The 13,489-nt window shown below is 34.9% G+C and carries 5 protein-coding genes; 2 read left to right on the top strand and 3 right to left on the bottom strand.

The annotated features are described in order from the left end of the window. Window positions 1-6 precede the first annotated feature (6 nt). From ACZ0AH_RS16195 to ACZ0AH_RS16205, 3 genes are all read right to left on the bottom strand, one after another. Window positions 7-942, bottom strand: a complete 936-nt coding sequence (locus ACZ0AH_RS16195; RefSeq protein ID WP_463476832.1) for a PorP/SprF family type IX secretion system membrane protein — start codon at window positions 940-942, stop codon at window positions 7-9. Between the two features lie 32 nt (window positions 943-974). Further along, the gene (locus ACZ0AH_RS16200) at window positions 975-3,605 is read right to left on the bottom strand and encodes a T9SS type B sorting domain-containing protein (RefSeq protein WP_463476833.1); all 2,631 of its coding nucleotides are present in this window, start codon (window positions 3,603-3,605) and stop codon (window positions 975-977) included. A gap of 161 nt (window positions 3,606-3,766) precedes the next feature. Further along, window positions 3,767-5,092 (bottom strand): PDZ domain-containing protein, encoded by a 1,326-nt coding sequence (locus ACZ0AH_RS16205; RefSeq protein WP_463476834.1) that lies wholly within the window; start codon window positions 5,090-5,092, stop codon window positions 3,767-3,769. A 122-nt stretch (window positions 5,093-5,214) separates the two neighbouring features. Here ACZ0AH_RS16205 and ACZ0AH_RS16210 point away from each other — a divergent pair, with 122 nt between their 5' ends. Together ACZ0AH_RS16210 and ACZ0AH_RS16215 are read left to right on the top strand one after the other, a co-directional pair. Next, window positions 5,215-6,411 (top strand): pyridoxal phosphate-dependent aminotransferase, encoded by a 1,197-nt coding sequence (locus tag ACZ0AH_RS16210; protein WP_463476835.1) that lies wholly within the window; start codon window positions 5,215-5,217, stop codon window positions 6,409-6,411. Window positions 6,412-6,743: 332 nt separating this feature from the next. Beyond that, window positions 6,744-13,280, top strand: coding sequence for a T9SS type A sorting domain-containing protein (locus ACZ0AH_RS16215; RefSeq protein ID WP_463476836.1), 6,537 nt, complete (start codon window positions 6,744-6,746; stop codon window positions 13,278-13,280). Window positions 13,281-13,489: the final 209 nt, after the last annotated feature.

A 13,489-nucleotide genomic window follows, 5' to 3' on the forward strand; every position in this document is an offset into this window, starting at 1 on the left:
TTCATTTTAGAAGAATCTTGGTGATTTGTCATATCCTTTTCCTAATAAATCTAAATCGAAAAGCAGTATAATTTCGTGTGTCCCTGAATTAAACTGACCTAAATTTGAAAGGGTATAATCATAAGCATAACCTACTCTCAAAGTTGGTGTTACGTTGAAGTTAGCCAAACCACTTACGGCATCGTTAATTCTGTAAGCAACACCCAATTCAAACTTATTATTATATAAAACGTTTGCCGTTAAATCTACAGAAACGGGAGCTCCTTTAACAAATCTTGACATCACAGCGGGTTTTAACTTCACCATGTCTGTAAGCTGAAAAACATATCCCGCAGTTAAAAAAGTATGAATTGATTCAGCGCCAAAAGCATTTATACCTGATTTTTCTTCGATATATTTCGCTTTTAGTAAGTTTGGAGCTGATATTCCGACGTATAAATTATCTCTAAAATAATAAGCCCCTACTCCAATATTTGGTTTTGTAGCATTGATATCTTGTGCAAAAGCGGCATCTGTGGCGGCATTTCCACTTTGTAAAAGGAATCCGTTAAAATTAGACTGCAATGATGAAAATCCAGCTTTTAATCCTAATGAAAGTTTATTTTTTCCTCCTAAATTTAAAACATAAGCAAAATCAGCGTAGACGTTGTTTTCTTTTTTAGCACCATCTCCAATATCATCTGATAGTAATGACAACCCTACTTCGACTTTTTCAGATATGGCCGTGTGTCCAAAAAACGTAAATGTTTTTGGTGCCCCAACAGCTCCAACCCATTGTGTTCTGTATAATCCTCCAAAATTCATCATGGCTGGAGTTCCGGTCGCATAAGCAGGATTCACGACGCTCATATTATACATATAATGCGTGTATTCAGGATCTTGCTGCGCTGAAGCCGATATGATGTAAAAGAGAAACGTTATATAGAGTATTATTTTTTTCATTTGAAAATTATATTAAATAATGCAAAAAAGAATTATCGATTTAAATAAAGTCGTCCTTGCTTAGGAGGTTTATTGTCTTTATTAAAATGAATAATATAAAAATAAACTCCATTTGGCGCTATTCCACCATTAAGCCCTTTGTTCTCATAATTTATTCCGTCCCAGCCTGGTTTATCTTTTCCGCCTTTATACATTCCGTTTCCATATCTGTTAAATATTTCGATGGTATAATTTGGATATAAAAATTCAATATTCGTAATTTCAAAAAGATCGTTTACACCATCACCGTTTGGAGAAAATCCGTCCGGAATAAAAAATGGATATTCAGGAGAATTACAATCAATTAATGAGACCGTTACCGGAAGACTTTGCTCAGAATAACAATTTGTCGTTGTCGAAAAATCAAATCCATAATAAATAACTCTATTCACTAAAGGTGTTGTTGCAGGCAACAAGTTTCCGTTATTTGCAGCATCATACCAAACTACTGTCGAAGGTGAATTTGTTTTATTAGATAAATCTGAAATCGTAGGATTATCTAAACCGCAGAAATCAGCAGTATCAGTTAATTCAGGCGCTGGCGCATCGTTTATTGTAACTACAACCACCGAAGGTTGTGATGTACATCCAGCCGGAGAAGTTTGTGTAACGTAATAATTTCCTGATTGTAAAACATCTGTATTAGCAAGAGGAGTGGTTGACGTTGCTGAACTATACCATTTATACTGAGTTCCTAGTGGTTGTAAATTGGCTACTGTCGAATTGTCTACCTTACAAAAAGGCTGATCGTGAACAATTGGTGGTGCGGGAATAGGATTTAGTATAAAAGGGTCGGATAAACCATTCACAATATCGCCACAACCTGTAATATTATTTTTTAGAAACGTAACTGTTGCTGTTGTTGTTCCGGCATTTAAGAGTAAAACTGCAGGAATATCAAAAGTTGCATTTCCTCCGGAAGGATTTAATATAACCGTTTGTAAAGTTGATGTGTTAGCTCCAGAAAGGATGTACGATAATGTTACATCCGTTAATGTTCCTAATCCTGAAACGGAAACATGAACAGTTTCTCCAAAACAAACATTTTGAATTTGCATTCTTAAAGTCGTTGTGTTTGGTAAAGGATTTATAAGAATGTCCCCTTTTAAATTAGCTGAATTCACACATTGTGAAACGACATGGGTAATTGCTGTAATAGTAATAGTTGAAGTTCCGCTTTTTTGATTTAATATTCCCGGAATAATAAAGTTATTTGAAATACCGCCAATAAATTTTAATCTTGCAATTTGTGATGTGGCATTGTTGACTCCGGAAAGATTATAGATAATATCATAATCACCATCCGCAAGTTTTGCAGCATCTGTAATCTGAACAGTTGCATCATCATTTTGACAAACGGTTGCCGGAGTTATTTTTGCACCTGTTAAATCTGGTATAGAATATATAATTAGATCATCTGACAGATTATTTATAACATTCTTACAGGCTTTAAAACTATTAGTACTAATAATATCTATTATTGTTATTGTAAAATTTCCAACTTGTTGAAAATATTCTGGTTTTAGTGGAAATATAAGGACTCCATTAGTGAAATTTCCTGTAATTACTTCTGTTGCTGCCCTTGGTCCTGAAACATGAAATGTTACATAATAACTCCCGTTTGGTATACTTGCAGCACCTCTGGTAATAGTAACCGAATAGTTTGCTGTTGGAATTTCAGTTTCACATATATCCGAATTCACCTCAACTATTGCTCCTGTAAAATCAAGTTTTTCTTCAAGTCTTATTGTTACAGTTGCCTGATCTGCAGGACAAATTGGATTATCCGATGGAACTCTGTAAGTAAACCCGAAAGTGCCATCTCCTAATCTGTTATATATTTTTTCAATATCAATAACGTGATCTCCGGCAAAAGTTAACTCTCCCGTATTATTATTATCTCTCCAGGTACCTCCGGGATCCTGCCCTGATATTAAACTAAACAAATCCACATTAGTATAAGCTGACAGACCATCGCTTGCACATAACAAAAGAGATCCTGCAGCTCCTGCTTCGGGCGCTCTAACGACACTAACAACAGCTGTTGAAGACATTGCTGGGCAATTCCCTATAGCAGGCATTGTGTAAGTATATTGAAAATCGCCTTCTAAATGCTCAACATTTATAGAAGATCCCACATTTTGACCTGTGGTATCGTTGTGCCATTGTCCATTGAATTGAGGTCCCAAGGAAAGACCACTAAAAGCATTAAATAGATTATAATTTATATTAGCACTACAAACCGTTACATTAGGAGATGTAACTCCTGAATATCCGCCAATTGTAACTTCAATAGTAGCTGAATTATCAGTACAACCAGCTACACCAGTAACTGTATAGGTATAATGAAAAATACCACTTTCGTGGATAAGTTGCGCATTTAAAACCCCTGTTGTTTTATTTAATCCTCCTGTTCCGTCATCATCTGTCCAGATTCCTCCTGCGACAGGTGAACCGCCTAATTGGGCAAATAAGGATATTGTTTTACTGCTTGCATTTGGAATATCACAAACTTCTAATTTATTATCATCGCCTGCACATTGTGCATAAATTGTTGTGGGTAAAATTGAGATAAATATAAAAAATAAAAATTTTCGTAAGAAATTATTGTATTTTTCAGCCATAAACTATTATTTTTCGATAAACTTAATAAAATAATAACGCTATTTGAGCAAAAAATTCATTTTAACAATCAATTTTTCACAAAACTCAAACAATTTAAAAAAATATTACTGAAAACCATCATTTTTAACTTAAAAAAATTAATTTATTTCAATTGCAATTTTTAAAGTTCATCTTCTAATCTAAATCTGAATTTTAATACCAAACTATTTCTTTCAACTTCCATGTTAATCCAGACATCTTCTTCTGATTTCAATAGTGTATTGATTTGTTGCAAAGAATATTTATAAGGCAAAACACCATTTATGCTCACGATAACATCACCTTTTTGAAGCCCGCATTTTTCGGCAGCAGAACTTTTACGAATATTTACTATTTCATAAACTGGCTTTAGTAAAAATTTATATCTAAAATTGCCATCTCTTTTATCTTTTGTATCGATTTCATCAACTGATGAAGCTACCTGAATAGTTTCTAAGTGAACTGTTTCCTGAACCCATTGTAAACCATTGTGCTGAACCGTAATTCCGCTTTTATTATAAGTAAAAGGTTCTGAAAATCTACTGTTTTTTCTAAGGTATAATTTTCGATCTGCGTAATCGAGAATAAGTGTAAATCGTTTTAAAACTTCTCCTCCAACAGAACCAATTCTATCCGGAACCATTTTTACATTTCGAATGGATGCTGAATCTGGAAAAGAAACAATTGGCTTTTTAAAATCAAATTCATCAATCGAAAACTTATCAATTTTGGCACGATGACCTTCAATATCTCCACTAAAACCTTTTCCTAAAAAATCAGGAAAATTCTTTTTAGGCAGCTTAATTTTAGGGTTTTCAAAAATCCAAAAAGCATCACTATTACCAATATCTATTAAAAGTTTTGCAGGAATATCAATATTATCAACAACCGCAGTTGTATAAATATATGGTTTAGATTTTTCGATGGTTATCGGAACCATTTTAAATTTTTTATCCAGTTTCTTTTTTAATTCTTGAGTGTTTGAATGAACAATAATTTTCTTTTTTTGATAGTTTACTTCAACTAAATTATTTTTAAAAAATTTATATCCAATAATGCCATTTACAGGAATTCCGATATGCGAAGACAAATTAAAACTTTGATCCAAAATAATAAAAACCATATGATTATCTGATTTCAAACCATGGGTTTCTAAAGTATTATTTGTAGATTTTAGTCCTTCAATTTCATCTTCACTTCCTAATCCTCTAAGTCGGATTTTCTCTACATTTTTAAAACTGACTTCTTGTTTTTCTTCCATGCTAAATAAAATAGTTTCTTCAACTCCTGAATCTAACAAGAAATTTAGTTCTATTCCGTTTACTTTAATGGGAATAAAAATAAGATTGTTAATCAATTTAAAAGGAATTGAGACACTTTTGCTATTGCGTTCAATAACAAAATCAGTTTGAGCTTGAAGTGAAAAAGCTATCAAAAGCCCAAAAAACAACATAAAATATTTTTTCATTGATAATATTTTATGATAAAATTACTAAAAATATTGATAATTGTTACATTTTAATAAGTACCTGTAATGTTTACGTTAAATTCGAAAAAAAAATGCAAATTTGCACTTCAATAATAAAACACATGCCAACAATTTCACACAAAGGCAGAAACATGCCCGAATCTCCGATACGTAAACTTGCTCCTTATGCAGATCTTGCAAAACAAAAAGGACATAAAGTGTATCACTTAAACATTGGTCAACCGGATATCAAGACACCCGAAGTGGCCATCGAGGCGGTAAAAAATATTGATTTAACTCTTATTGAATATAGTCCATCTGCAGGATATGAAAGTTATAGAAAAAAATTAGCTAAATTTTACCAACGCCAAAATGTAAACGTTAACTTAGAAGACATCATTGTTACTACAGGTGGTTCTGAAGCCTTATTGTTTGCACTGGCCACGATTACAGATCCTGGGGATGAAATCATTATTCCGGAACCTTTTTATGCTAATTACCATGCTTTTGCATCATCAACAAGTGCAACTGTAATTCCTGTAATTTCTACAATCGAGAGCGGTTTTGCTTTGCCAAGCATTGAAACTGTTGAAAAATTAATTACACCAAAAACCAAAGCCATATTAATTTGTAACCCTGGAAATCCAACTGGTTATTTATATTCAGAAGCTGAAATAAAACAATTGGCAAGCCTGATCAAAAAACATGATTTATATTTAATTGCTGACGAAGTTTATCGTGAGTTTTTATATGATGGAGATGATGTTCATTATTCAGTAATGAATCTTGAAGATGTAAAGCAAAATGTAATTATGGTTGATTCAGTTTCAAAACGTTACAGTATGTGTGGCGCAAGAATTGGCTGTCTGGTTACTAAAAATAAAGATGTTCTGGCAACGGTAATGAAATTTGCTCAGGCACGTTTGAGTCCGCCAACAATAGAACAAATTGCTTGTGAAGCCGCAATTGATACACCTCAAAGCTATTTTGATGAAGTAATTTCAGAATATAAGGAACGTCGTAATACTTTAATTACTGAATTAAACAAAATTGAAGGTGTAATAGTAACAAAACCAAAGGGTGCTTTTTATTGCATCGCTCAATTGCCAATAGAGAATTCTGAAGATTTTGCGCAATGGCTTTTAGAAAGCTATAATCTTAACGGAGAAACTGTAATGGTTGCACCGGCTGCCGGATTTTATTCAACTCCGGGAATGGGACTTAACCAAGTAAGAATTGCTTACGTATTAAATAAAAAAGATTTGATTACTGCTGTAAACATTTTAAAAGAAGCACTTTTAGTTTACAACAAGAAATAATCAAAAAATAATATTCACCCCTTTAGCCGGGAATTCAAAATTAAACTGATTTTAATTTTGAATTCCCGGCTAACTTTATTTATGGCAAAATTTGATTCATAATTCTGAAACAAATTGGTACACTACACCAGTTATAAAATCTAATTAATCTTCTGCATATTTAGCTTTTTAGCTATATAACTACCTCATTTACTGCGTTTTTCAAAATTTAAAAAAGTGATATAATAAAAACTTATTGAGGAAATTGAACCATAAACCTATTCATACATTTGCACGGTTTTTTTAAACTTCCTTATAATAACTTGATAATAATATATTAAATACACCATATCGTGAAAAAAAAATTACAGTTTTTTCTTGTTTTACTGTCATTTATTGGCAGTTATTTGAATGCACAGCAAAAAACACAGCTTCCTATTAATAGCAGTTACAACGATGTTGCCATAACTACATCATCTAATGCTGTAAACTATACAAATACGAGCTTATATTTAGAAGGAGGAACTACTTCTGCTCCTACCGAAACATACATCCGTTTCCAAGGAATTTCATTACCGGCAGATGCTGTCATAAAGAGTGCTAACCTTATATTTTATGGAAGAACAGCCAGTACGCTGGGCACAACTGTTAGTCTATTTGGAGAAAAAGGCAATTCAGATGCATATCCTGCTTCTACTGCTTTGACCACCGCTGCTTCAATAAGAGGACGAAAATATACATCTGGTTCGATAACTTGGGATACTCCTATTTGTGTTCCAAATAAAGAATACACAACACCAGATATAACAAATTTGCTACAAGAGATGTTTCCTGCTGGTGTAGGAAATGCCAATATATCTTTTAAACTGACCGGAAATCAAAAAGGCTCATTTATTATGTGGTCATATGACGGAAGCGCAGCTATGGCTCCTAAGTTACAAATAACTTATACATCAGCTTACGGCACTTTTACAACCACCGTATTGGCCAGTACTGATGATGGGCATGAAAATACCAATGGATCAATGTATCTCTCGGATGGTTATATCAATTTGGGAGGAAGACCTGATTCAGGTACTAGTGCCGTAAGATTTTCCGCTGTTGAAATACCTGAAAAAGCAGAAATATCAGAGGCTTACATAGAATTTTATTCCTATGGAACAAGTCCGGCAAGCACAGTAAATATCTATACAGAGTTAGCGAATGCCGCTACATATGCTACTACTTCAGGCAGTATCACTAAAAGAAATTATTCTGCAAACTCGGTTAATTGGTTTACCGAATCTTGGATTGTTAATAATAAACAATATAAAACACCTGATCTTAAAAACATTATTGATGCAACCCGTCTATCAGGATGGAAATCAGGAGATGCAATAGGGTTTAAATTTGTTGGAAATTTGCTTAATAACGGAGCTACTGCATGTACCAACGAAATGGGCGACTTATACAAACCACGCCTTGTAATAAAATACAAAACAGAAGGAAATGGACCTAATGTGGAAACAACTTCGCTGAATGGAATTTCGGCAAGCGTTGTAGCAACCGGAAATGATGATGCAAGAGAATATACAAACGGAAATGTGGCGTTGGGAGATGCTTACATGCATTTGAGCGGACGTACTGATGGCAGCGACACCGGTTTTGTTTTTCGAAATACCCAAATTCCGGCAAATGCAGAAATCAAAGATGCTTATATCGAATTCTATGCTTATGCCACAAGCCCTGCCACAACTGTAAATATATATGCTGAGAAGAGCCAGGCATCAACTTACACCTCTAATCTTAAAAACATTACGGCTCGTCAGTATACCAATAATATAATTCACTGGGCAATCGAAAACTGGACTACTGATCTTGCAAAAAACCGAACTCCTAATCTAAGAAATATTATCGACGAAATTCGTTTAAATGGATGGAAATCAGGCGATAATATTGCGTTTAAATTTAACGGACAAGCTTTAAATGATGGAGCGAGAGCTTATGCCTATGAGGGATCAATACTTTATAGACCACGCCTTGTGATAGAATATGTAAATAACGGTGCCGGGCCAAGTATAGTAACGGTTGACCCAAACGAAATACAAACCTATACCTCGATTGTAAATACTGGAAATGATGACGGAAGAGAATATACCAATGGTAATATGGCATTGGGAGACGGTGCTCTATTTTTAAGCGGACGTACCGATGGCAGTGATAGCGGTTTTATTTTCCATAATACCCAAATTCCGGCAAATGCTGAAATTAAAGAAGCTTATATTGAATTCTATACTTACGGTACGAGTCCTGCTTCAAGCCTAGATATATATGCCGAGACAGGCCAAACATTACCTTATACGTATAATCCTAAAAGTATTACGGCTCGCCAATATACCAAGAATAAAATCAACTGGGCAACCGAAGCCTGGACTACCGATCTTGCAAAAAAACAAACTCCCAATCTGAGAAATATTATCGACGAAATTCGTTTAAACGGATGGAAATCAGGCGAGAATATTGCATTCAAATTTAATGGGCAAAGCTTAAACGATGGCGCAAGAGCTTATGTATACGAAGGATCGAATCTTTATAGACCACGCTTGGTAATAAAATATGTTAACAACGGTGCAGGGCCAAGTATCGTAGTTGACCCGAACGAAATACAAACCTCTGCCTCGATTGTGAATACCGGAAATGATGATGGAAGAGAATATACCAACGGCAATATGGCTTTAGGAGACGGTGCTCTATTTTTGAGCGGACGCACTGATGGCAGCGACAGCGGTTTTATTTTTCACAATACTCAAATTCCTGCAAATGCAGAAATTAAAGACGCTTATATCGAATTCTACGCTTATGCTACAAGTCCTGCTACAACCGTAAATATATATGCTGAGACAACCAAAACGTTGCCTTACACCTATAATCCAAAAAGTATTACGGCTCGTGAATACACCAATAATATGATCCACTGGGCAACTGATCCCTGGACTACCGATCTTGCAAAAAACCGAACTCCCAATCTGAGAAATATTATCGACGAAATTCGTTTAAACGGATGGAAATCGGGCGACAATATCTCGTTCAAATTCAACGGACAAGGCTTAAATGATGGAGCGAGAGCTTATACATACGAGGCATCGACACTTTATAGACCTCGATTGGTGATAAAATATGTTAATAACGGTGCAGGACCAAGTATAGTTACGGTTGACCCGAATGAAATCCAAACCTATACCACGATTCTGAATACCGCAAATGATGACGGAAGAGAATATACCAACGGTAATATGGCTTTGGGAGACGGTGCTCTATTTTTGAGCGGACGTACGGATGGCAGCGACAGTGGTTTTATTTTTCATAATACTCAAATTCCGGCAAATGCAGAAATAAAAGATGCTTATATCGAATTTTGTGCTTATGCTACAAGTCCTGCTACAACGCTGGATATATATGCCGAAATGAATCAAAAAACACCTTACACATATGATTCTAAAAGCATTACAGCTCGTCAATATACTAATAATAAAATCAACTGGCCAACTGAAGCCTGGACGACCGATCTTGCAATAAACCGAACTCCCAACCTGAGAAATATTATCGACGAAATTCGTTTAAACGGATGGAAATCGGGTGACAACGTAGCATTTAAGTTCAATGGCTTAGGTTTAAACGATGGCGCAAGAGCTTATGCATACGAGGGATCGAATTTTTACAGACCACGCTTGGTAGTAAAATATGTTAACAACGGTGCGGGACCAAGTATAGTCACTAACGCGAACGAAACTCAAATCTATACCAATATTGTGACTACCGGATACGACGACGGACGCGAGAATACTGATGGAAATATGTATTTGGGTGACGCTTATTTATCGTTAGCCGGACAATCGGATTCTTATAAAACGGGTGTTCGTTTCCAAGCTGTTGAATTCCCTTCTAATGCCGAAATAACAGAAGCATTTATCGAATTTTATGCCTATGGTTCGAGTAATGCAACTACTGTATCTATAAAATCAGAGATAGGCGATGCACAAATTTATTCGCCAGTAAAAAATAATATATCCGGTCGTACTTATTCTCAGAATACAGAATTATGGAATACGGATACACATAATGATTATGCACAAAATCGCACGGTGGATATTAAAAAACTAATTGATGAGAACCGTTTGAGAGGATGGGAATCAGGACAAAATTTAGCTTTCATATTCGAAGGAAAAGGTGTATCGTCTAATTTTGCCCGTGTACGTTCTTACGAAGCAGGTAATATGTACAGACCTCGCTTAGTAATTAAATACAAAGACAATCAAAAAGGACCAAATGCAGCGGCAGTAATCAGTACACTAGATAAAGTAATAACAGACCCTTCGCAAATGAACGGACTTGTTATTAACGAAGTATCTGCACAAGGTACTGTTGCTCAAAAGGAAGACTGGATCGAAATACATAACAGTCTCGATAAGGCAATCCTTATCGACAACAATGTGTCTATATCAAATAAAGACACTAAAAAAGACCTTTGTGTGCTAAAAAACATTCTTATTCCTGCTAAAGGATTTGCTGCACTGATAGCAGATAAAAAACCCGAAAAAGGAAGCTTTCATCTTAATTTTGATTTAAAAAATACAGGATCTGTTTATTTATCCACTTTGACAGGTAAAAAAACATCTGCATTGGATGAATTGAAGTACATCGAAATTCCATATAATACAAGTTACGGACGAAGTATAGACGCAGCAACGACTTTAACACCTTTTATCAATCCTACATACAATTTACCTAATAATATAGGACAACAAGGATTGGCGCTGTCATTCAGTAAAGAAAGGGGTGTATATCCAACGGGCTTCGATGTGACTATCACAGCTCCTACAGGTACTACCGTTAATTATACATTAGATGGTAAGTTCCCTTCAAAAACAGTCGGAACCAAATACACCGCTCCTATTGCTATAAAACAATCATGTGTACTTAAAGTATATGCTTATGATGCAACTGGTAATTCTGGCGTGATATCCCATACTTATATATTGCAGGACAACTATAAAAACGAATTACCTGCCAATTATGCACAATGGGCTAATAAATCTTATATATTGACAGCAGACGAATATTCAAAAGCAATTGCTGAGCTGCCTATTGTTTCTATATCAACAGATGCCGATTTGACTCCACTTTGGGTTCAGGGATCATTTGAGTATTTAGATAAACATATTTATAGCGACCATACCAACTTTTTCTCAAATTCTACTACGAAGCAGTTTGGACAGGCAAGTTTAGCACAATATAATGGCGGAGTTAAATTTAAATTCAATAAAGATGCATCCGTTAAAAAAGCAAATTACCCTTTCTTTGATGCCCGTCCTGATGATGTTTATCCTACTTCAAACAAAGTACAGGTTCTAGAGTTGAAAGAGGGAGAAGATGGACCTCAAAATAATGTTTACAATACGGGTTACTTACGTTATGATGAGAAAATGACAATGAACTTATGCAAAGAAATAGGCAAATATGGCCTGGACACTCGCTATGTAAATTTCTTTGTAAACGGTAAATACAGAGGAGTTAAAACTATAAGAAACGAATTTAGTCCCAACAACTTAGAAGAAGTATTTGGAGATAATGCAGATAATTACACAACTATAAATCTACAGGATGGTAATTTTCCGGGAGGAATTGTAGCCGAAGGCGATGGTAGTGCGGCTATTTGGCAAAATATAAGAAAATTGGCAGCAGCCAAAGATTTTCAGGGTTTTAAAAATTGGGTAGATGTTGAAGACTTAATCAAATTCCAGATTATGTTTATGTTTACTGATACCGAAAACGAAGCAATAGCCATAATACACAACTATGCGCCGAACTTTATGAAAGTTAAAATGAATATCAATGACACGGATGGTGCATTTTTTGGAGGATTTACAGCACCTACTTCATCAGTAACAATGCCAGCTTTGGGCTTTGCCGGCGGCGGAGGTAATTACAAACAAAAATGGATTTTAAATGATTCCAGATTGGGACCTGGCGGTTTGTTTGGTAATTTTATGGGCTCAAATACAAATCAAACTACGGGTAACCTCGAATTTAAAACACTCGTAAAAGATTACGTACAGGCAGCATTTGGCGACTCAAAAAGTACAGTTGCAGCACCTCTTTCTGTAAGCAACGTGCAAGGAATGATCAAAAATGAAATGAATGAACTTAATGATGTGTACAAACTAGATGCGGCTTACATGTCTTATGATAGAGATGTATACAATTATTGGAAAAACATAGATGGTCCGAGAGTGTTAGCTCAAGTACCTGAAAGAGTTTCCTATTCATTGCAAAAATGGCAAGAGTACAACATGGTTCATACCTTATTGGCAGCACCATTTAATACGACTGCTGCAGATAAAATTACAATAACCAATCCTAACGCAGGAACGCAGGCCTATTATACAATTGACGGTTCTGATCCTATGGGTAAAGACGGTGTTGTATCACCATCGGCTCTTCAGTATGATTCGAGTAAAGGTATCGTACTTCCTTCGGGTACATATTCGTTAGTGTCTAGAGCTTTCACTATCAATAACTGGGGACCTTTGTCTAAAGCAGATGTAAACGGTAAAATAATGACCAAACGTTCGGCAGCAAATATTTCGGAAGAATTATTGAATACCGAAGCTAAAAATGTAATTATGTACCCTAACCCTGCTTATGACGAAATTAATATCAATTTAGAAAATAGCGATTCAGTAAATTCAAAAATGAGTATTTATGCTATCGATGGAAAACTGGTACAGAATAATACTTTAACCAGTCAATCTAATACGGTAAATATTTCAAATCTAAGCACGGGATATTATATCATAAAAATCATGAACGATAAGGGCACTGTAAGTACTCATAAGCTGATTAAAAAATAATAATATTTTCTCTTAATGAGAAATCTATAAATGAAGAAAACCTCTCTGATTAAATTCAGGGAGGTTTTTTTCTAGCTAAAATAATATTCCTGTTTATGAACTACTACCATATTTTAGCATAATATAAATTATATCCAAAAAGTAACCACTAAATAGTAAAAACGATAGAAAAGGTTTGCTTTTTATTAATTATCTTTACCGCCTTAAAA

Source organism: Flavobacterium sp. AC105, assembly GCF_979258495.1.